At 45.2% G+C, this 22,218-nt stretch carries 20 protein-coding genes; 15 read left to right on the forward strand and 5 right to left on the reverse strand.

What is annotated here, in order from left to right:
• The first annotated feature begins 12 nt into the window (after nt 1–12).
• Nucleotides 13–978 carry a hypothetical protein gene (locus BMZ22_RS11835; protein WP_090085805.1) on the forward strand — a complete coding sequence of 322 codons (966 nt, stop codon included), beginning with the start codon at nt 13–15 and terminating at the stop codon, nt 976–978.
• Between the two features lie 30 nt (nt 979–1,008).
• Here BMZ22_RS11835 and BMZ22_RS11840 read toward each other — a convergent pair whose 3' ends face one another.
• Nucleotides 1,009–1,725: a glycerophosphodiester phosphodiesterase gene (locus BMZ22_RS11840; RefSeq protein WP_090085807.1), complete on the reverse strand. Its 717-nt coding sequence runs from the start codon at nt 1,723–1,725 to the stop codon at nt 1,009–1,011.
• Between the two features lie 329 nt (nt 1,726–2,054).
• On the opposite strand from BMZ22_RS11840, the gene BMZ22_RS11845 reads away from it, so the two are divergent.
• The 3 genes from BMZ22_RS11845 (at nt 2,055) to BMZ22_RS11855 (ending at nt 6,135) form a co-directional block, all read left to right on the forward strand.
• Nucleotides 2,055–3,077: an MraY family glycosyltransferase gene (locus tag BMZ22_RS11845; protein WP_090085944.1), complete on the forward strand. Its 1,023-nt coding sequence runs from the start codon at nt 2,055–2,057 to the stop codon at nt 3,075–3,077.
• Nucleotides 3,078–3,435: 358 nt separating this feature from the next.
• The gene (locus tag BMZ22_RS11850; RefSeq protein ID WP_090085809.1) at nt 3,436–4,722 is read left to right on the forward strand and encodes an IS110 family RNA-guided transposase; all 1,287 of its coding nucleotides are present in this window, start codon (nt 3,436–3,438) and stop codon (nt 4,720–4,722) included.
• 684 nt (nt 4,723–5,406) lie between these two features.
• Nucleotides 5,407–6,135, forward strand: coding sequence for a WecB/TagA/CpsF family glycosyltransferase (locus BMZ22_RS11855; protein ID WP_177183434.1), 729 nt, complete (start codon nt 5,407–5,409; stop codon nt 6,133–6,135).
• Nucleotides 6,136–6,170: 35 nt separating this feature from the next.
• Here BMZ22_RS11855 and BMZ22_RS11860 read toward each other — a convergent pair whose 3' ends face one another.
• Nucleotides 6,171–7,226 carry an LCP family protein gene (locus tag BMZ22_RS11860; RefSeq protein WP_090085811.1) on the reverse strand — a complete coding sequence of 352 codons (1,056 nt, stop codon included), beginning with the start codon at nt 7,224–7,226 and terminating at the stop codon, nt 6,171–6,173.
• 307 nt (nt 7,227–7,533) lie between these two features.
• Between BMZ22_RS11860 and BMZ22_RS11865 the strand changes: the two genes are divergently transcribed.
• From BMZ22_RS11865 to BMZ22_RS11885, 5 genes are all read left to right on the forward strand, one after another.
• Nucleotides 7,534–8,484, forward strand: a complete 951-nt coding sequence (locus BMZ22_RS11865; protein WP_090085813.1) for a glycosyltransferase family A protein — start codon at nt 7,534–7,536, stop codon at nt 8,482–8,484.
• A gap of 12 nt (nt 8,485–8,496) precedes the next feature.
• Nucleotides 8,497–9,771: a lipopolysaccharide biosynthesis protein gene (locus tag BMZ22_RS11870; RefSeq protein ID WP_090085817.1), complete on the forward strand. Its 1,275-nt coding sequence runs from the start codon at nt 8,497–8,499 to the stop codon at nt 9,769–9,771.
• Nucleotides 9,772–10,701, forward strand: a complete 930-nt coding sequence (locus BMZ22_RS11875; RefSeq protein ID WP_090085820.1) for an ATP-grasp fold amidoligase family protein — start codon at nt 9,772–9,774, stop codon at nt 10,699–10,701.
• A 189-nt stretch (nt 10,702–10,890) separates the two neighbouring features.
• Nucleotides 10,891–11,115 (forward strand): DUF1659 domain-containing protein, encoded by a 225-nt coding sequence (locus BMZ22_RS11880; protein WP_090085823.1) that lies wholly within the window; start codon nt 10,891–10,893, stop codon nt 11,113–11,115.
• 111 nt (nt 11,116–11,226) lie between these two features.
• Nucleotides 11,227–11,442 (forward strand): DUF2922 domain-containing protein, encoded by a 216-nt coding sequence (locus BMZ22_RS11885; protein ID WP_090085826.1) that lies wholly within the window; start codon nt 11,227–11,229, stop codon nt 11,440–11,442.
• A gap of 35 nt (nt 11,443–11,477) precedes the next feature.
• On the opposite strand, the gene BMZ22_RS11890 is transcribed toward BMZ22_RS11885, so the two are convergent.
• Both BMZ22_RS11890 and BMZ22_RS11895 read right to left on the reverse strand, forming a co-directional pair.
• The gene (locus BMZ22_RS11890; RefSeq protein WP_090085828.1) at nt 11,478–12,065 is read right to left on the reverse strand and encodes a superoxide dismutase family protein; all 588 of its coding nucleotides are present in this window, start codon (nt 12,063–12,065) and stop codon (nt 11,478–11,480) included.
• Nucleotides 12,066–12,279: 214 nt separating this feature from the next.
• A complete protein-coding gene (locus tag BMZ22_RS11895) occupies nt 12,280–13,164 on the reverse strand; it encodes a LysR family transcriptional regulator (RefSeq protein ID WP_090085830.1) in 885 nt (294 codons plus the stop codon).
• Nucleotides 13,165–13,310: 146 nt separating this feature from the next.
• On the opposite strand from BMZ22_RS11895, the gene BMZ22_RS11900 reads away from it, so the two are divergent.
• A complete protein-coding gene (locus BMZ22_RS11900; RefSeq protein ID WP_090085832.1) occupies nt 13,311–15,485 on the forward strand; it encodes a malate synthase G in 2,175 nt (724 codons plus the stop codon).
• 253 nt (nt 15,486–15,738) lie between these two features.
• On the opposite strand, the gene BMZ22_RS11905 is transcribed toward BMZ22_RS11900, so the two are convergent.
• Nucleotides 15,739–16,029: a hypothetical protein gene (locus BMZ22_RS11905; protein WP_090085833.1), complete on the reverse strand. Its 291-nt coding sequence runs from the start codon at nt 16,027–16,029 to the stop codon at nt 15,739–15,741.
• Between the two features lie 254 nt (nt 16,030–16,283).
• Between BMZ22_RS11905 and BMZ22_RS11910 the strand changes: the two genes are divergently transcribed.
• From BMZ22_RS11910 to BMZ22_RS11930, 5 genes are all read left to right on the forward strand, one after another.
• Nucleotides 16,284–16,994, forward strand: coding sequence for an N-acetylmannosamine-6-phosphate 2-epimerase (locus BMZ22_RS11910; protein ID WP_090085835.1), 711 nt, complete (start codon nt 16,284–16,286; stop codon nt 16,992–16,994).
• Entirely contained in the window at nt 16,991–17,857 is an 867-nt protein-coding gene (locus BMZ22_RS11915; protein WP_090085837.1) for an N-acetylneuraminate lyase, read from the forward strand. Before BMZ22_RS11910 ends, BMZ22_RS11915 begins: the two co-directional genes overlap by 4 nt.
• A gap of 143 nt (nt 17,858–18,000) precedes the next feature.
• Nucleotides 18,001–19,542, forward strand: coding sequence for a sodium:solute symporter family protein (locus BMZ22_RS11920; protein ID WP_090085839.1), 1,542 nt, complete (start codon nt 18,001–18,003; stop codon nt 19,540–19,542).
• Between the two features lie 20 nt (nt 19,543–19,562).
• Nucleotides 19,563–21,242: an FAD-binding protein gene (locus tag BMZ22_RS11925; RefSeq protein WP_090085842.1), complete on the forward strand. Its 1,680-nt coding sequence runs from the start codon at nt 19,563–19,565 to the stop codon at nt 21,240–21,242.
• A 70-nt stretch (nt 21,243–21,312) separates the two neighbouring features.
• Complete coding sequence (locus BMZ22_RS11930) at nt 21,313–22,215, forward strand: ROK family protein (RefSeq protein WP_090085844.1); 903 nt, start codon at nt 21,313–21,315, stop codon at nt 22,213–22,215.
• Nucleotides 22,216–22,218: the final 3 nt, after the last annotated feature.

The raw sequence follows: 22,218 nt of genomic DNA on the forward strand, positions 1-22,218 counted from the left end.
AGGAGCGTTTTTTTGAAACGAATCGTTTATTTGCATGTCGGGTTTCATAAAACAGCGACAACGTTTCTGCAATGGAAGGTATTTCCCCAATTAAGTGAAGTTAATTTAATAAAAAAGGCAGATGCCAAAAAACTGTTGACCGAAGTGCGGTTAAAAAAATTAAGCGATAATGATATCAAACGAATCAGATCCGGACTTGAAAGTAAGGTGTCAGACAGCGGACCGATTCTCGTGTCCTATGAGGGATGGACGGGCAGCCCTTTCTCACAGAAAAAATCCAAAAGTGCCTATACAATTTTAAAGGATTTGCACCGGCTTTTTCCGCAAGAACATTATGATGTTCACCTTATTATTGGCATCCGAAAGCAAGTAGATATTATGACATCCTTATATGTGGAATTTCTGCATCAGGGCGGCACTAAAACAGAAGAGGCGTATTTTGAAGAGCTCAGGAAGAATAACAAACTAAGGCATTATTTATATAATGATTATTTGACCACTGTTGAACAGCTTTTTGGAGATAACTATTTTGTTTTCATCTATGAAAATTTTAAAAAAGAACAAGAAAACTACTTGTTAAGACTATTAAATTACATAGGTGTGGAAAACATTCCGGAATATAACAATGTGAGGTTGAATCGCAGTTATGGTGTGCTTCAGGCAAAGCTTGCCCGCCTGCTTAATAAACTGTTTAAATCAAAGAAAAACCCAAAGGGAAAAATCCCGCAGTTTTCAATTACACTCAAGCGGAAAAACAGCAGGAAACTTGCTGAAATATTAACCGGTAAACCAAAACGAAAAGTCACCATATCGCCAAGAACACTCCTGAAAAATAACTTAAGTTTCAAGCTGCATTACAAGCGGTATGAATTACCCAAAACCTTGCAGGATGAGATCAATCAGTATTATGAAGAAGATAACCTTAAGCTCGCAAAAAGGGACAATATAAATCTTCCGGAATACTATCATCTCTCTTAGTAACAATTAGCGTCCTGTGTTTGCAGGGCGTTATTTTTTAAAAATCACCGGTTCATTCGAAAACACACCGTCAACGCCGTATTGGAGCAGCTCGTCGTACCGCTTGGTATCGTTCACAGTAAACGGATAAACCTCATAGCCCTGCTGCTTGCTTTCTTGAACAAACGTTTGATCAACATACACGTGATTCGGATGCAGGCTTCTTATGTTTAGACCGCTGTTCGCAGCATAGATCCATGGTTCAAGCATCCGGTAATAAAAAAGCATCCCCAGATCGATCCCAGGATGCATGTCCTGGACTTTTTTCAAAGCGACGTGGTCGAATGACGAAATGATGACATTTTCAAGTCGGTTGTGCGCATTCAGCGTATTAAGCAGTCTCCGCTCAATGCCATCATAAATAACCGGAATATTTTTGATTTCAATGTTCAGAAAAAGTTCAGGCGGGCAAATATCAAGCACCTCATCCAGTGTCGGGAGCGTTGTGCCGGCATACTCGTTTCCAAACGCAGACCCAACATCAATTTGCCGGATTTCTTCCAGCGTATAATCGTTTATTAGCCCGTCAAACTTTTTGTTGAACCGGGCGAATTTATGGTCATGGGCGACAACTAAATGATTATCCTTGGATAATTGTATGTCCAATTCGATTGCTCTTGCCCCGTGTTCAATTGCTTTATGAAACGCGGGGAGTGTGTTTTCCGGCGCTTCGGTCAGTGAGCCCCGATGGGCAAAATTTAATGGCATGTTTTTCACTCCAATTTGTTATGTCTGATTACAGTATAGCGTCGACATAAACGGCTTTCAAAAGATTATCCTGCACACTGTACGAACGTGACGCATGAATGAGAAGGTAAGCGGGTATGTTACGTATAAGTTAACGCATTATTAAGATATACGGAAAATAAATGAAAAAGTCTTCCAACAACAATGGTTATAAGGTATAGTTAACGTATGTTTGTAAATTGTATGTAAAGCGTAGCGAAACATTTTTGCTGTTACGAACGTCTAATGAGAGAGACAAAATAAACGAGGTGGGCTAAGTGGCCAAAATCTTTTTATTAGCCTTTATAACAATGCTGGTGTCACTCTTAATCACACCAGTTATGATAAAATTTGCGGGTTGGGTTAAAGCAACAGATAAACCCGATTTTCGAAAAGTCCATACTGCACCGATTCCAACGCTGGGCGGGCTCGCGATTTTCGTGAGTTTTCTAATAGGCGTTTTAATCCTGCAACCGGCAGGTGACTACCACGTTGCAATTTTAACAGGTGCCTTTGTCATTGTGGGATTAGGCTTCTTTGACGATATATTTAATTTGGCGGCAAAGACTAAATTTATCACACAGCTTGCCGTGGCCTTGTTTGTCGTGTATTGGGGCGGTCTGCAGATGGAATTTATCAATCTGCCGTTTGGTGGCGAGATTGAGTTTGGTTTCTTCAGCTCGATTGTTACGATATTATGGATTGTTGGTGTTACGAATGCCATCAACCTGATTGATGGACTGGATGGACTCGCTGCAGGCGTTTCCTCAATAGCGCTGCTAACACTGGCCGTGATGGCTGTCATTATGGGAAATGTGTATGTGGCGACAATGGCATTTATTCTGTTTTTCAGTACATCAGGATTTTTGCGCTACAATTTTTTTCCGGCAAAAATTTTCATGGGCGATACCGGTGCCTTGTTTTTAGGGTATATGATTGGAGTACTGGCACTGCTCGGTTTTAAAAATGTCACCGTTATCTCATTCATCATTCCCATTTTCATTTTAGGTGTGCCAATTACCGACACACTGATCGCGATGATACGGCGTTTTATCAACAAACAGCCGTTGTCAAGCCCGGACAGTGCGCACTTGCACCACCGGCTAATCCGTGCCGGGTTCACGCATAAGCAAACGGTGCTGTTTATTTACGCATTAAGCGCTATGTTCTGTATCTCGGCCATCCTGTTTTCAATGACAACAGTGTGGGGATCGATTGTCATCTTTTCGATTACATTGCTGACAATGCAAGTGCTAATTGAAAATCTTGAAATGATTAATAGTGATTACAAGCCGCTTACTAATTTTGTGAAATTGCTGCGGCAGCGGCCTTAAGGGACAGGCATCCGGTTCTAAGCCGTGCACTTGTTGCCGGAATTGTGGACATTACGGTCCCCGTCTTTATAGAAGGCTCTTTTCAGAAACTTTGTTGCTTGTTAACCTTCGCAGTTTCCATAAAATGTAACGTAACTTTGAGATTGAGGTTGTGTGTATCCCACCGCTCCGGAAATACACGCCGCTTTCCGCGGGCGGCTGATGAGCCTTCTCGTGCTATCGCACGCGAAGTCTCACCTATGCCTTTGCTCCCGCAGGAGCATTCCTATTGGGGGAGGCATTCCCCCTCTTGAAACAAAACAAGGTCCTCCGTTAAGATGCAGATATACAACACCACACATCTAAGGAGGACCTTACAATGCATGATAAAGTGAATGACAAAATTAATCAAGTGACAGAAGACACGTTAATTATTGGTGTTGATATCGCTAAGAGAAAACACTATGCCTGTGCGATTGATGACCGCGGGCGGGAGCTTAAGCGCGCCTTTTCGTTTAAACAGTCATATCAAGGTTTCGAAAACTTTATTCAGGCTATCAATGAGTTGAAAACCAAACATCAAAAAACGAACGTGCTCATTGGCTTTGAAGCCACCGGTCATTACTGGAAAAATCTCGCGGAACGCTTACGGGACGAAGAACTTTTGTATGTCATTGTTAATCCGATGCATGTCAAGCGTTCCAAAGAGTTCGAGGATAACAACCAGTCCAAAAATGATAAAAAAGACGCTCGGTTGATTGCCCGTCTCGTCGAAAATGGCTACTTTACCTTTCACCGCTTTCTGAAAGACATCGAAGCAGAACTTCGTGAGTGCACCATGTGGCGGCGAGATCTTATTGATGAACGGGCGAGCTTAAAAAATAAGCTGGCTAACTGGACCGATCAATACTTTCCGGAATTTACGGAAGTCTTTAAAGACTGGGGTATTCAGGCACGTACCGTTCTCCGGTATACCCCGTATCCCAAAGATGTCCAGACACGTTCAGTCGAGGAGTGTATGGCTTTATACCTTGAAGACAAGGGCGCCCGATTCTTATCCCGAAACAAAATAGCTGAGCTCAAGGAACGGGCATCATTATCCATTGGCCGCACGCAAGGACAGGAGATGGCCTATTTCAAATTGGTCAACCTCTTAGATCAATATGCCTTGTTGGAAAAACAAATCCAGGCGATCGAAGAAAAGCTCTGCTTCTATGCCCGTCAGCTTTCTGATTTCGAATGGATCGCATCTATCCGCGGAGTAAGTGACCTTCAGGCAGCTGAGCTCCTTGCCGAAACCGGACCACTTTCCCAATACAGTCATCCACGCCAACTGATTAAATTAGCGGGATTGACGCTGCGGGATGACTCTTCCGGTGATCGGGAAGGCGAGAAACGACTGTCGAAGCGAGGACGAAAAGCCCTGCGAGCGCTCCTGTTCCGGATGGTGACGACCATTCTTCCTAATAATGAAGCGTTTAAGGCTATCTATCAGTATTATATCGATCGTTCTGACAATCCACTCAAGAAGAAGGAAGCGAAGGTGGCGTTATGCCGAAAGATCCTGCAAGTTGTCTACGGGATGAGTAAACACCAGTGCCCTTTTGACGGCGATCAAATGAGACGAGATCTATCGAGTCATCTTCCAGTGAACCAAGCGGCATAGCGTTTCCGTGCACTCTCGTCCCCCTGTTTATAACAACAAAGATGATCCGGAGAAGCCGCCAAACGTCGACATACGACCTCGAGTCCATGCAGGAGCATTATGCGGCCTCCGCCTTAGGATGAGACCCAATGAAGGAAAGCATGCGCACGACGCCAAGAGACCTGGGAGGGTACGTTCTCCTAAGATGTGCGGAGATCCAAAGGGCATCGGAATACGCTTTTCCGTTAACACGAGATTGTTAGCGACCGCAACGCGTCAGGGTTATTTCCATTTTTTTCCTTTAAGAAAGCTTTCTGCCGTTCTTTGACAACGAAAATTTTTTAAAAGAAATTTTGCCACCTTATAAACACTGGTATATCAACCTTTCCGGAGGGAGTCGGCATGTATTTCCTTCGCTCACAATTGCTCATTGAAGTTTTACATGTTTAATCAGTGATGATATTTATACACTCACACCAGCAGCTGGAATATGCGAGACTCCTGTGGGACAGCGAGCCTAAGAGACCCCGCAGTGAGCGGTTTTTGCTCACGAGGAGGCTCGTGGTGAGCCCACGGAAAGCGAGTATATTCCAGCTGCGTCGCCAGGGAGGCTAATGAAATTTTCACAAGTTCGCACTTTACATCTTGTACGCAGAAGATAATGACAATTTATTTGAAAACAGCCTAATAGAAAGGTTGCAAATCATGAACGACACGATAACGATAATGGATATCGATTTTGTCAATACAACACAAAAGGAACTGTTGCAAAATCATATTGCGCCACGCTTGGAAGCTGAGAAAAAAAGCTTTATAGTTACGGCTAATCCGGAAATTGTCATGCAGACGCGGGAAGACCCACGCTATAAAAAAAGTGTCCAGTCAGCCGATTACGTCACCCCCGATGGTGTAGGCGTTCTAATGGCGGCAAAATATTTGAAACTGCCATTAAAAGAACGGATTGCAGGGTATGATTTAATGCTTGATTTGCTTCAGTATGCAAATGAGCATAAGCTGAGCTGCTATTTTCTCGGCGCTAAGGAAGAAGTGAATGAAAAAGCTGTTGCTGAAGTGAAAAAACAATTCCCGGCCATTCATATAGCCGGCAGGCACCATGGATACTTTGATATCGATGACGAAACGATCACTTCAGAGATTGAACGGTCGAAAGCAGACCTTGTGTTCGTAGCGCTGGGGCTGCCGCGGCAGGAGTTGTGGATATCACGGCATATTGACAAATTTTCCAAAGGCCTTTTTATGGGGGTAGGGGGCAGCCTTGACGGACTTGCCGGCACCTTTAAACGGGCGCCGGACATATGGATCAAATTAAACCTGGAATGGCTGTACCGCCTGTTAAAGCAACCGACCCGCTTTAAGCGGATATTAAAGGTATTCGAATTTATGTTTAGAATTATATTTCGAAAAAGCACATAAAAAAATTGCCGGCCTCAATTGAGGTCGGCAATTTTTTAATATGAATCTGAACTCTCACTTTCAGGGTCTTCGCTTGTCGTGGTTGTACCATCACTGTCAGATGCGGTGGCGGACGTACTGAGATCAAGATGATTTTTCAGGACTTGCTGTGTTTCGGCAAGCGCGGTCTGATCAATTTGCCAGTAATACGTTCCTGCCGGCATATAATTGCTTCCTTCAAGGGTAAATGTTTCAAAATCGAGATTCTTTCCCTTTGTCCCGTATGAAACAAAGCTCCGCATTTCTCCAAACTTCATGTTCGTTGTCATGTTGGTGCCGACCGCATCGATAATATTATCGTATTTTAAGATAGAGCTCATCGACATCGCCTTGTCGACAACGGCTTTAATAATATCCTGCTGCCGTTTGCCGCGTTCAATGTCGTTGTCAAGTTTTCGTGTGCGGGCAAGTGCTAAAGCTTCTTCGCCATTCAGCGTCTGTTCACCCGGCATAAGATGGATGGCACCTTCCTCATCCTTTGAGTTTTGTTCAGATAGCTCATAAGGAACATCAACGGTGATGCCGTTCACTGCATTAACCACGTCAATAAACGCCTCAAAGTTTAGTTTTACATAATAATCGACAGGGATATCCAGCAAATTTTCAACCGTTTCGCGGGTTGCATCCATTCCGCCATAGGCGTGGGCATGGTTAATTTTATCTTCGTATCCGACTTCGGGTATATAAACAAGCGAATCGCGCGGAATGCTCAGCATTTTGACGCTGTGGTCTTTCTTGTTCAGCGTTGCGAGCATGAGTGTGTCGGTCCGCGCATTATCCGAATTATTGCGGACATCGCTGGAATCAACCCCGGCAATTAAAACCGATACATTGTCTTCAGTCGGATCAACTTTTTCCTCACGAAGGTCGGATTTCGCCTGGCTGTCTTCTTCGTAGGATTCAGAGAACACGGAATCAGCTTTGACATATAAATAAGTGCCGTATGACAAAGCGACCACCACTAAAAACATCGGGATTAATATAAAAAACGCTCTTTTTCGCAGTCTGCGTTTCTTCCTTTTTCGTATTGATTTTCTTGTTTCTTGACTCATATGAATAGTCCTCTCCAGTAAAAACTTAATAAACATTTATTCAAAAATTTACATTCAGTTAATAATAGACCAATCTTAATTTTACTATGAATCGGGAGTTAAGTAAATTAGTTTTTTATGACAATTCGATTAGAAACGGGTTGCAATCGGATGTCGACTGTTAGACGAAACGTTACAGTGAGATGTTTCAGCTAAAACAAAATTTGTTGATTCGCGATTGTACCACTCCTCACTTAAAAAACAATGGTGTTTTATAACCGGCATTTATTGCTAATACTATGGATAAAATTAAAAGGAGCCAGTTGTCATGCTGCAGCTCACAATTATTATTCCGCATTTTAATGACACGGCGTCTTTAAGCGAACTGCTTGATACAATTCCGGTGTCGGCTGACATACAGACCATTGTAATAGATGATCAAAGTGATCTAAGCCACCAGGAGAAATTGATGAAACTCCACCAAACCAAAAACTTTGAGCTTTATCATAATTCGTCAGGAAAAAAAGGGGCTGGGACCTGTCGCAACATCGGCTTAAAAAATGCGAAAGGAAAATGGCTTTTATTTGCAGACGCGGATGATTATTTTATAAATGGTTTTTATGAAACGGTTCAGCGTTATTTCGAGTCAGAAGTGGATGTCGTTTACTTCAGGCCAACGAGCATTATAGCTGATACAGGTGAAGTTTCAAGCCGGCATATCCCTTTTGCAAAACTGATCAGTGATGCAGGCAGCACAGTCAATTCAAAAAAAAGCGAGCTTTCGCTAAGATATAAATTCATTGTGCCCTGGTCAAAATTAATGCGGCGGGCGTTCGTAAATAAGTATTCTATCGATTTTGATGACGTTATTGCAGCAAATGACGTTATGTTCGCCACAAAAGCCGGCTGGTATTTAAACGCATATGACATATCAGAAGAGGTCATATACTGCGCTACCACGAATAAAGGGAGCCTGACGATGACGATAAATGACACAGTATTTGATGTAAGACTGAATGTGTTTATTCGACAATACCAATTCTTAAGAAAACGACTTTCCAAAGCGGATTTTAAACTACTTGGCCTGAGCGGCCGACCATTGCTGATAAAAGCAGTTGATATAGGGTGGAAAAAACCAATTTCCGTTTTTTTAAAGCTTAAGTATCATAGGGTCCGCATTTTAGAAGCAAAACTCTTAAACCCGGTCCGTTTTGTTGAAAAAACGATGGTTATCCTTAGAAAACGCAGGCGCGAGCGTCCCTATTATATTAATAAATAAAAGGAATTACAGATGAAACAAAAAATCATGACACTCGTAAACCGTCCGTTTGTGCGAAATGTATTCATCATGGCTTCCGGAACTGCTGCAGCACAGGCAGTGGCATTGGCTTTAACACCAATCATCACGAGGCTTTATGGGCCTGAAGCCTATGGTTTGATGGGCGTTTTCATGGCAATTATTCAAACGGTTGCACCAGTCGCTGCTCTCACATATCCACTTGCGATCGTGCTCCCGGAGCGGGACATGGATGCCAAGAGGTTAATGCAGTTGGGAATCTATATTGCGGTTGGTTTGTCGCTATTCTCCACCATGGTCATTGTCGTATTTGATGAGCTGATCGTGCAGCTGTTCCGCATTGAAGCCATCGAACCATTTTTACTGCTCATCCCGCTCGTTATCCTATTTTCAGCATTTTTGCAAACGCAGGAACAGTGGCTTGTCCGTACACATCAGTTCGCGGTTTCCGCTAAAGCCGCATTTCTGCAGGCTTTAGTCGTGCAGGGCGGGAAAGCCGGTATTGGGGTTTTTTACCCCATTCCGGCTGTGCTTATTGTGTTGACTGCTATGGGAAATGGCGTAAAAGCACTTTTGATGGTGTTATTAAAGAGGAAATTCCGCAGCGATCAAGATGATGAGCTGTCAGCTTATCGTGATCTTGCCCAGCGTTTCAGAGACTTCCCATCATACCGCGCGCCGCAGGTTTTACTGAATGGTGTGTCGCAAAATATACCTGTCTTGCTGTTATCCAGTTTTTTTGGACCTGCGTCGGCGGGATTTTACAGCTTAGGACGGACAGTTTTAAGTCTTCCCATCCAATTAATCGGCAAATCAGCCGGTGATGTGTTTTATCCACGCGTTACCGAGGCAAAACGCAACAATGAAAATGTTGCACGCTTAATCGGAAAAGCCACGCTTGGACTTGCCGCAATTGGCGTTATTCCATTCGGCATCATGATCGTGTTGGGGCCATGGCTCTTCAGCTTTGTGTTTGGTGCTGATTGGGGAGTTGCCGGTGAATATGCGCGTTGGATGTCACTTTGGATTTTTTTTATATTCATCAATCAGCCGGCAATTAATGCGTTGCCGGTACTCAAGGCGCAAGGATTTTTTCTGAAATATTCGGTTGTAACAGTCATCATACGGACAGGCGCTATGCTGAGCGGGTACGCGCTGTTTGCTGATGATGTGGCGGCAATTGCTTCATTCAGTGCTGCAGCGGCTCTTTTGAGTATCGGCTTGATTGTAATGACACTGCGAATTGCAAGAAGAAAAGAGGTTAACTAAATGGTACAGATCAAAACACAGCTTAAGAACAATGCACTTTTCAGCCGGGCCTATTCACAGTTTATCCCACGGTTCATTCAGATTTCACCATATTTAGCAACGAAATTTCTCTACAAAAGGGCCACGAAAAAACCGCTTAATTTACGGAATCCAACTAATTTTAACGAAAAGATTCAGTGGCTGAAACTGTACTGGCAGCATCCACTCGTTGTAACTTGCGGTGATAAGTACGAGCTGCGTCATTATGCCAAAGAGGCAGGATGCGAGGTTATTTTAAATGATTTATATGGTGTTTATGCAAATGCGTCAGAAATTGATTGGGCTGCTCTTCCGCAAAAGTTTGTATTGAAGGTGACCAGCGGGTGCGGGTTTAATATTGTGTGTCCGGATAAACAACAGCTGGATAAGAAAGCTGCAGCAGCAAAACTGAATCACTGGCTGCAAATCGACTATGGTCTGGAACGTGCCGAACTGCATTACTCCAAAATGACCCCACGCATCATATGTGAAAAATTTATCGAGACAGAAGACGGCGCGCTTCCCATTGATTATAAAATTTTTTGCTTTCATGGGACGCCGAGGCTGGTGCTGGTGGCACTCGACCGGGCAACTGAAGTTAAGCGTTTCTTTTTTGACCTGGACTGGAACCCAATCGATTTTGAAAAAGGATCAGCGACTGCAGAGCCCGACAACGTCACACCGCCAAAATCTTTCAAAGACATGCTGTATTACGCTGAAAAACTCGCAACCCCTTTTCTCTTTGTCCGCATCGACTTTTACGATGCAGACGGCCAGCCAGTCCTGGGCGAAATGACCTTCACCCCCGATCGCGGCATGGCCACACATTATAACGAAACCACCCTCAACACACTCGGCAACATGATTCACCTCCCCCGGGACAAGGGGACGGCATCGCTGTCCCCCGAGTGAGTGGGACAAGAGCGGGGGACAAGGGGACGTGATCGATGTCCCCCGGTTATTTCTTTAGCATCAATTTGCCATTTCCGAACAACCCCTTCTGATTAAACGATAGGACCCAGTCGTAAGAAAGTTTTCTAAAAATATTTACCCCCGTCCCGCCTTTCCCTTCGATTATAGAGGTGAAGGGAGGTGACAGACATGGCTGAACAACAGATGGTTGGTTCACGGATGCGTTTGGTTCTGGATGATGGCATTGATGAGACGTCCGGTAAGCAGCTTTTTAAGTCAAAAGGATTCAATAATGTAAAAACGTCAGCGACTGCTGACCAGCTTTATGCGATCGCAACAGCGGTGACGGGACTGCAGGAGCGCCCACTTATAACTGTGGAGCGTAATGATGAATCCGAAATCACAGCCGTGTAAGCGAGCGGTGGCACGTGTGAGCTTGCTTGTTAAAGATGAGCTTCACGCACGTTCCGGCGGCTTAAATTTGGTGCGTTGCTCGTACACGTGACAGGGGGAGGGGGTGACGAAATGAGGAAGCTTGAGTTGAAATTCTTAAACGAAGACGGCAAAACCGTGACATATTCGCTGGAGGAGCCGATTGAACCAGCTGATCCGCAAGCTATTAAATCGGCGATGGACGAAATTATTGCCCAGAACGCCTTCACATCCACAGGCGGTGACGTCGTTTCGATCAAAGAAGCACGAATCGTTGAACGAACAGTTGAGGAAATCGAGTTAGGATAAATAAAACGGAGAAGGGGTCTGACCCCTTCTTCGTTTTATTCGCTGATTGTGCCGCATGCAAAGCGATCACCGGCATCACCTGATGGCTGTGATTCGCCGTCATCTTTGCCTTCATGGATGACCAGAGCTGTACCGCCATCGCCAAGCAGTGAGTTGTCCTGGCCGCTTTCCAGTGTGACGTTTTTTGCCAGATAAGACATTCTTACCGTTCCATCTTCGCCAACTGTGATATTTGGCAAGTCACCTGCGTGCGGCCCTTTTTCGGTATCAAATCCATGGTCGCTATCATCGGGGTTGAAATGCCCGCCTGCCGATTTAAAGTCCGGTGCTTCACACTGGCCATTTTCATGTATATGGAAACCGTGTGTGCCTTTTGGAATGTTTGTCCCTTCAAACGTAATGTTGACGCCATTTGAGGTCTGCTGCAATTCGGCCGTGGCAACTGATTCATCATCTCCGTTCATTAAATCAACCGTTACAGGTTCTCCACTGCTTTCTTCCTGCTGGCTGCTAGTTTCCTCCGTATTGTTTTGCTGGTCCGAATCATTATTTCCACTCCCTCCACAAGCTGTTAGAACAACGATGACCGTTAACAGCATCAGCAGGAATATCCAGCGTTTCATTCAAAAACCCCTTTCCTGATAATTTACTGTCAATTTTACCGGGAAAACGATCGTTTAAACGGAAGGAAAGCATAATTCGTTCTTAATGACTAGGCTTAAATTAATATGATTCGAATAGCCCGGGTTCGTTTCACGTGTGGCCCTAATAAATTTAGGGGGGGTGTATTTCAAACGCCGACCAAAATTGATAAATCTACATATCCATGCGAACGCTTTATGCCTTAAACGTTTCCGCCATGTTAATAAATTCTTCTACGGCGTATGGCATATATTTTTCTTTATTCCAGATCATCGTCAATTCGAGGTTAACAACGGGCTGTGTGAATGGAATGGCCACGAGTTTATCATTCTCAATTTGCTTGCAAATCCGGCTTGGCAAAAGTGTACTTCCGAGCTTGGCACCCGTCATTTCGATCATAAAGTCTTTCTGCGAGCTTTCACAGACGACTTTTGGATCGAATCCGTAATAGGCACACGCTTCCATAATCCGGTCATGGAGTGAAAAGTCGTGCCGGTATAAAATGAGCGGCTCATTTTCGAGCCTCGAAAAATCAATCTCGTCTTTTTCAGAGAGCGGATTATCTTTATGCACCATCAGCATGAGCGGGTCTTTCAAGAGCGAAATCGTTTCCAAATTATCCCGTTTAGCCGGCAGATTGCAGATAAGTCCGATGTCGAGGTCACCCTCACTGATACCTTCTCTGATTGTATTGCTGCCGACTTCGGTTAGCAGCAGATCAATAGACGGGTAGGCTTCTTTGTAGCGGCTGATTAAAGCAGCAAAAAAAGCAGCACCGATAATGGGAGGGATGCCGATTTTGATTTCGCCTTTCTTTAAATCGATCACATCCTCAAGCTCTGATGTCAGGTTATCAAATGAGTCGAGCACTTTTTTGGCATTATTCAAAAAAGCTTCTCCCGCATCGGTCAGTTCAAGCTGGTAAGCTCCCCGATCAAAAAGTGCAGCACCGACTTCGGCTTCCAGATTTTTAATCGTTTTGCTCAATGAAGGCTGTGAAATATGCAGCGTTTGTGCTGCGCGTGTCACATTCAGTTCTCGTGCGACTTCGGCAAAACACGCCAATTGCCTGATATCCATGCGAACCCACGCCCCTCAATGTGTTGTTAAGTCCAATCATACATCAAGGTATAGCTAAAAGGAATAGTGTTTATGCAAAACATGTATTTTAGTTTTAGCGCAGGCGCCATTATAATAGAGAAAAGAACAAAGGGGAGGATTCAACGATGACAGATTATATCAAATCAGGAAACTTGCACGTCGCCAAGGAACTCTATGACTTTGTCAATTCAGAGGCGCTGCCGGGAACAGGGCTGAATCAGGATAAATTTTGGGAAGATGTTGAACAGCTTGTCGCTGATTTAACGCCGAAAAATAAAGCGTTGTTAGAAACGCGTGAAGCGATGCAAAAACAGATCGATAAGTGGCACAAGGAAAATACGTTTGAACCTGATCAATACAAGGCGTTTCTGAAAGATATCGGCTATTTGGAGCCTGACGTGGCAGACGTTAATATTACTACCGAAAATGTCGATGAGGTCATTACCAAACAGGCCGGACCGCAATTGGTTGTACCGATTGATAATGCGCGCTATGCTTTGAATGCCGCCAATGCGCGCTGGGGTTCGCTGTATGATGCGCTTTACGGCACCGACGTGATCAGCGAAGAAAACGGTGCTGCGAAGACGGCACAGTATAACCCGGTGCGTGGTGATAAAGTTATCGCATTTGCCAAAGACTTTCTTGATGACAATCTGCCGCTTGAATCCGCCTCTCACAAAGACGTGACACGTTATGCGGTTCAATCGGGAAAACTTCAGGTGACCTTGAAGAACGGCAGCACTATCGGGTTGAAAGATGCGTCCCAGTTTGCAGGCTATCAGGGGGCAGCTGATACGCCTGAAGCGGTCTTGCTCGTGAACAACGGTTTGCACGTCGAAATTCAAATTGACCCGGATCATCCGATCGGCAAGACTGATCCCGCCGGTGTCAAAGACGTTTTCATGGAGTCGGCAACAACGAGCATTATGGACTGTGAGGACTCGGTGGCTGCCGTTGACGCGGAAGACAAAACGCACATTTACCGCAATTGGCTCGGCTTGAGCCGGGGTGATTTAACCGCGTCGTTCAGCAAAAATGGAAAAACGGTAACACGTGAATTGAACCCTGACCGGATATATACCGGACCGAATGGTGAGGAAATCAGTCGGAACGGCCGTGTGCTTATGTTTGTGCGCAATGTCGGGCACCTGATGACCAACAATGCCATCCTCGATGAAAACGGGGATGAAGTGTTTGAGGGCATTATGGATGGTATATTCACCAGTTTGATGGCGAAGCACAGCCTGCTTGGGAATGGCAAATATCAAAACTCGCAAACCGGCTCGGTCTATATCGTAAAGCCGAAAATGCACGGGTCTAGAGAAGCAGCGTTTGCCAATGAATTGTTCAGCCGTGTTGAAGACATGCTCGACATGGCGCGAAACACGCTGAAAATCGGTTTGATGGATGAAGAACGCCGAACCACACTGAATTTGAAAAATTGCATTAACGAAGTGCGCGAGCGTGTTGTGTTCATTAATACCGGTTTCCTTGACCGTACCGGTGATGAGATTCATACATCAATGGAAGCGGGTCCGATGATTCGAAAAGGTGATATGAAAGCATCGGCTTGGCTGAACGGTTACGAGAAAAATAATGTGGCAACAGGCCTCAGTACCGGTTTGAAAGGCAAAGCACAAATCGGCAAAGGCATGTGGGCGATGCCGGACTTGATGGCTGACATGCTCGAGCAAAAAATTGGTCACTTGAAAGCAGGCGGCAATACCGCGTGGGTGCCGTCACCGACGGCCGCGACGCTGCACGCATTGCATTATCATCAGGTTGATGTGAAAGAAATACAAGCGGAAATCGAGAACAGCCTGCAAAACTATCAGGACGATATTTTGCAGATTCCGGTAGCGCAGCAGACAAATTGGTCCGCAGACGAAATTCAGGAAGAACTGGACAACAGCTCGCAGACCCTTCTCGGTTATGTTGTCCGCTGGGTCGAACAGGGTGTCGGCTGCTCAAAAGTGCCTGATATTAATGATGTGGCGTTGATGGAAGATCGTGCGACATTGCGCATCTCCAGTCAAATGCTCACCAACTGGCTTTACCATGGCATCTGCACCGAGGAGCAGATGATGGAAACGCTGAAGCGGATGGCTAAAGTCGTTGACAGGCAAAATGCCGGCGATGCCGCATACCGTCCAATGGCGCCCGACTATGACAGCTCGATTGCATTCCAGGCAGCATGCGACCTCGTCTTTAAAGGACGCGAACAACCGAGCGGCTACACCGAGCCGATTTTGCATAAAAGACGGTTGGAAGTGAAAGAAGCCGTAAATACAGTGAAGTAAATTGAAAGCCGGGGTGGTGCACACCCCGGCTTTCGTTTGCGCTGAACGGTTGGCATGAAGCTGCCTATTTTGGATGTGGGAGGAGTGCTGTTTCGCGCAGGGGGCGGCGGGGCAGTGCGAGGACGCTTCGGAGCCGTGCGGGATCAGTGCCAAATCGTGCGAGAGCGCTTCTGGACCGTGCGTGCTCAGCACCGGATCGTGCGAGAGCGCTTCTGAACCGTGCGAGAACGCACCCGAACCGTGCGAGATCAACTCAGAAACGTGCGGGATGACCATCAAAACGTGCAACAGCAACCCCAAACCGTGCGAGAACGCCTCGAAACCGTGCGAGGTCATCGCCAAACCGTGCGAGAACGCCTCGAAATCGTGCGGGGTCATCGCCAAACCGTGCGAGAACGCCTCGAAATCGTGCGGGGTCATCGCCAAACCGTGCGAGAACACATCGGAACCGTGCGAGAAGTTCCCGAAATCGTGCGACAACCACTCCGAACCGTGCGGGAACACCGAAAAATCGTGCGACAATGACTTCGGAAACGGTCCGCAAACACCCCCCAATCGGTGCAGCACATGCTTCACCACGTACGGCAAAGTCGGGTTTTTTGTTTCAGCCCAGCTCCCCTTTTACACCCCTTGCCCTTCATGCATCTTATCCCACCTCACAGCAATCAAGCCTCTCCCACATAATGACCATTAATTGTCAAAATAAAATTTATGTTGACAGTAAGTAGTCAAATCTGATACATTGCTATCAATGAAATCGTTTTAATAAAGTGGCAGAAATAAGTAAGGGGACTTTTTATGGACATATTGGAAAAACTCAGCAAGAAATTAATTGTGTCGTGTCAGGCGCTGGAAGATGAGCCGCTGCATAGTTCGTTCATCATGTCAAAGATGGCGTTAGCGGCAAAACAAGGCGGGGCTTCCGGGATCCGGGCCAATACGGTACAGGACATTCAGGCAATAAAACAAGAAGTGGACCTTCCGATTATTGGCATTATAAAAAAAGACTTTGACAATAGCGGGGTTTATATCACGCCAACAATTGAAGAAGTTGATGCGCTGTACCGGGAAGGGGTGGACATTATAGCATTTGACGCCACGAAACAGATGCGGCCGGATGGCAAAGATTTTCAAGCATTCTTTTCGGATATCAAAGAAAATTATTCGGATCAGCTGTTTATGGCAGATATTTCCACACTTGACGAAGCGATTAACGCAGAAAAAGCAGGCGTTGATATCGTCGCCCCAACATTGGCAGGGTATACGGACTATTCAGAAGGCGCCGTTCCTATGAATCTATTGAGCGACTTACTCGACCATTTGTCCGTTCCGGTGATTGCAGAAGGGAATTTTGATTCGCCGGAAAAAGTGAAAAACGCGCTGCAAATGGGCGCGCACGCCGTCGTTGTCGGCAGCGCGATTACGCGCCCGCAAGTGATAACGGAAAAATTCAGCCAGGCTTTACGCGAATTTGATGACAAATCCAAAAAGGGAAAGGTGATAAAATGAAAGGCTTATATACAGCACTCATGTGTTCATTTGATGAAAAGGGCAATGTGAATGAAAAAGGCTTGCGGGAGATTGTCAGGTATAACATTGATGTCCAGCAAGTTGATGGCCTTTATGTGAATGGAAGTACCGGGGAAAACTTCCTCATTTCCAAAGAACAAAAGAAGCAGATTTTCGATGTAGTGAAAAATGAAGCAGGCGACGACGTCAAGCTGATCGCACAAGTAGGCGCGCTTAACCTTGATGAAGCGGTGGAACTTGCGCAATACGCCACGAACCTCGGCTATAATGCCATTTCGGCTGTGACACCGTTTTACTATAAGTTTGACTTTGACGAAATAAAAGATTATTACAATACGATTCTGGATAGTGTTGATAACGATTTGATTATTTATTCGATTCCGGCACTGACAGGTGTCAACATGAACCTCGAGCAGTTCGGCGAATTGTTTGAAAATGAAAAAGTGATTGGAGTGAAATTTACAGCACCTGATTTCTTCCTGCTTGAGCGCATCAGACATGCCTATCCGGATAAATTAATTTATTCCGGCTTTGATGAAATGCTCTTGTCAGCAAGTGTATTAAACGTTGACGGTGCAATCGGCAGCACATTTAACGTAAACGGCCGACGCGCCAAGCAAATCTTTGAACTAGCGCAAAACGGTCAGATTGGGGAGGCACGTGAACTTCAAAAAGTTACCAATGACCTGATCGCTGCTATTCTGGATAATGGACTTTATCCAACAATTAAAGAAATCTTAAAAGTTCAAGGGGTAGATGCCGGCTATTGCCGCAAGCCGATGAAAGCACTCGACGCAGCGGGCGTTAAGCAGGCAAAACAAATCGCCGAACGACATCTTTAATTTTTTTTGGGCCAAATTGAAAGTTACTAATCATGGTTGTGAAAATAATGACAACTGTCATTCACAACCATACTTTCACTAAATCATGAAAACGGTTTATATCTTAAGGACAAAATAAACTATTAACGGAAGGGGCGTCATATATGCCAGGTAAATTCGAGGTTATTGATTATATTATTTTAATCGGGTACTTACTATTCATTCTTTATATCGGAATGGCCGTCGCCAAAAAAGGGATGAAAGGGAAAGAATTTTTTAAAGGTGACGGGAAAATTCCGTGGTGGGTAACATCCGTCAGTTTGTTTGCGACACTGTTGAGTCCAATTTCTTTCTTGTCACTGGCCGGAAATTCCTATTCCGATTCGTGGCAGCTTTGGGTGGCTCAACTTGGATTATTTATCTCGGTCCCGGTTGCGATCATCTTTTTCTTGCCGGTTTATCGTAATTTGAACTTGGACACGGCTTATGAATATTTGGAACGGCGTTTTGATAAAAATTTACGCCTATTGGCAAGTGTTTTGTTTATCATTTACCAGATTGGCCGCATGTCGATTATTATGTATCTGCCGGCGATTGCGTTATCAGCTGTAACAGGGATTAATGCGGTATTTATCATTTTGTTTATGGGTATTATCGCTACGATTTATTCAACTGTCGGCGGGATCAAATCGGTATTATGGACGGACTTCATTCAAGGCGTTGTGTTAATCGGCGGCGGGATATTCGCGCTTATTGTGCTGATTTTTTCAATCGAAGGCGGTGTGCCGGCAATCTTCAGCACAGGCCTTGAAAATGATAAATTCTTCAGTGAAGAAGTGTTGTTTGATCCGAACTTCGTCAATGACAGCCTGTTCATCATCTTTATCGGGGCCGGCTTGTCGACTGCCTTTTCCTATATCTCAAGTCAGGATATGGTGCAGCGTTACTTGACGACAACAGACTTGAAACAGATGAACAAAATGACAATCGGCAACGGGGTGCTGTCACTCGGTACGGCGACGTTATTCTTCTTCATCGGAACCGCTTTGTTCGTCTTTTACACCCAGCAAATGGGAAGTGATATTCCAACCGGCAACTCGGATCTGATTTTTGCAAACTTTATTGTCAGTGAGCTTCCTGCCGGGGTTTCCGGTCTGTTGATCGCCGGCTTGTTCGCAGCGGGGCAATCAACGCTGTCGACCGGTTTGAACAGTGTGGCCACAAGCTGGACGCTCGATATTCAAAAAGTGATCAAACCGGACTTAAGTGATGCGATGAGCACGAAAATCGCCAAATCCGTTTCGACTATTGTCGGTATTTTTGCGATATTATTTGCGATTGTACTCGCTTATTCGGATATCAGTTCCGCTTACGAGTGGTTCAATGGCTTAATGGGACTTGTGCTTGGTATTGTTGGCGGTACATTTACACTTGGTGTCATGACACGCAAAGCGAATGCCAAAGGCGCAATGCTCGGCTTTATCGCCACATCAATCATTGCCGTTTACGTGTCATACTTCACCGATATTTCACTTTGGGCGTATTCGATCATTAACCTGGTGAATTCACTAGTTTTCGGTTATGTCTTCAGCCTGATTTTCAGCGGTAAAAGCAAGGCAGAAGATGAGTGTCTGGAGCTCACATATTACGACCAAAAAACATTGTTTGATGAAAGCGAGCGCAATGAGGATTATTATGCACAGTAAGTAAAGTAGGTGGGATTGAATTGGATATTACACGAAAAATTACAACAGAGGTGCTGGTTGTTGGCAGCGGTCTTTCCGGCATCAAAGCAACTAAAGAATTGGCCGATCGGGGCCGTGACGTTTTACTGGTGACCAAGACGAAGCTGGCTTCAGGCTCCAGCTTCTATCCGTTAAAAGCATCATTGGGCACTCAAGTGACAAAAAATGAAGCGGATAAAGACGTTTTCCTCGACGACATCGAGGACTTGAGCAGGGGGATGCACAATCAAAAATTGGCTGAAACCTATGTGAACGATATTCCCGAGCGTGTGACGGAATATCCTGACATAGGCGTTAACGCCAAAAAACTCGATGGCGAACGTAAAGCTTGTTTTGCCAATCACTCCCGGGACATATACCTGCTGAGTGACTGGGATCAGATTCGCAAAAATGTGACCGAGATCTTTAATCAATATGACAATCTGATTGTGATGCAAAAAACGGTCGTTGTATCATTGATTAAAAAAGACGGGCAAATCGCAGGTGCGGTTTTGCTCGATAACAAAAACGAATTCGTCATGGTTGAATGTCAAGCCGTCATACTCGCGTCAGGCGGCTTTGGCAGTATTTACAAGCATAACTTGAATCCGGCTGATGTCGATGGCTCCGGTCATATGCTCGCGCTTGAAGCAGGTGCGCGCCTGGTGAACATGGAGTTTATCCAGTTTATTCCGGGTATTACCACCCCACGCTATAAAACGCTTTTTGGCGAGCATACGCTGATGTATTGCCGGGATATCGTGGATGACGAAGGAAAAAGTTTGCTTGATCCCTATCTTCCGGAGAACCTTTCCAAAAATGAAGCGTTGGAAATCAGAAGCACGCATGGTCCTTTTACACATTCACTCGAATCCAAGTACTTCGACATTGCCATGATGGAAAACATTATTAAAACGAAGAACGAGAATGGATTTACGTTACTGTATGATGATGAACTGTATGATAACGAAGAGGAATTTTATAAAGTTTATCTCGATTGGTTAAAAGGAAAAAATGTTCATTTAACTGAACAGGAAGTGAAGATTGCTCCATTCGCACATGCGAGCAATGGCGGTGTATCGATTGATGAAAACGGCTCAACAAGTATCCCCGGTCTTTATGCGATCGGTGAATTGTCCGCTAACATCGAAGGCGCCAACAGACTCGGCGGCAATTCTACAGGAGCCTGCATGGTGTTTGGAAAGCGCTCGGCGATGGATTGTGACGCGTATCTGCAGACAGCTGAACGCCTTGAGTTGAGTGAAGCAGATGGTTTGACACAATTGGAGAGATTGTCCGAATCTATGTTGCCGGACGTCGTAGAAGAGAGCGATTTAACCGCTAATCAAACGATTGATCAAATTAAAGAAATTCTGTGGTATGATGGAAATGTCGTCCGCTCAGAAGAACGATTAGTTGAAGCCTTAAGGCAAATCGCAGAACTTGAAAAAGGCTTTCGATTCAACGAGCTTCTGGAACACAAACAGTCACGAAAGCTTGCAATGAAAGGGCGAAACGTTATTAAAATGGCTCGCCTATTGCTTCGGGCTATGCTCGAACGAAAAGAGAGCCGTGGCGCCCATTACCGTGAAGATTACCCGCAAGAAGATGCTTCATACGATAAACGATTATTTATTACTCGTGAGGGTACCACAACAACGTATCAATTTTTGGATGAATAGGGGACGTTTACACTATTTAAGAGAAAAACCTAATGTGGTTTTTCTCTTTTTATGGAAGAGGAGTAATGTTATGTACATTGCAGTTTTTGATATTGGCGGAACATCCGTAAAGTATGGCATTGCCACGGAAAAAGGCGATTTGCTGATCGAGGATGCTTTTCCGACAAACGCACAGCTCGGTGGCGAAACACTTGTGCAAACGATAATTGACAAAGTAAAAACGTTGCAGCGCGACTGGCAGCTCGATGGTGTCGCCATCAGTTCAGCGGGGCAGATTGACAATAAAACAGGGATTGTCGTTCATGCCACCGACACCATTCCCGACTACACCGGCATGAATGTTGTCAAACGGATCGGGGAAGCTGTTGCACTGCCTGTCACAGTGGAGAATGATGTGAACTGTACGGCGCTCGGAGAACATTGGAACGGAGCAGCAAGCGATTCGGACAATTTTGTCTGTGTAACGATCGGTACTGGTATCGGCGGCGCATTGTTTGCGGGTGGGCAGCTTTACACGGGATCAGGGTTTTCTGCCGGTGAAATCGGACATATGACATTGTATCCCGGCGGCAAGGCTTGTACGTGTGGCGATGAAGGCTGTCTGGAAAAATATTCCTCGAGTTCTGCGTTGCAGGAGATGCTATTTGAGCACTTAGGCGTTAAAATGGAATTAAGAGATTTTTTTGACCGGTTGCGCGATGGTGATGAGGATTGTGTACCATTGTTCAATCGCTGGATTGATGATTTGACGACGGGCTTGAAATCGATGGTTCATATGCTGAACCCGGGATTGATTGTCATAGGCGGCGGAATATCTGCACAAGGTGACTTCCTCGTGAATGCCATCAAAGCGTCATTGCAGCAAAAGATTATGCCGAATCATGGGAAGAACCTCGACGTCCGGGTGGCGGAAAACGGCAATCAGGCCAATCTTTTGGGCGCGGTGAAACATTTTTTGAATGAAAGAGGCTGATGA

The organism is Lentibacillus persicus (assembly GCF_900112705.1).
In the GTDB taxonomy this organism is placed as follows: domain Bacteria; phylum Bacillota; class Bacilli; order Bacillales; family Amphibacillaceae; genus Lentibacillus; species Lentibacillus persicus.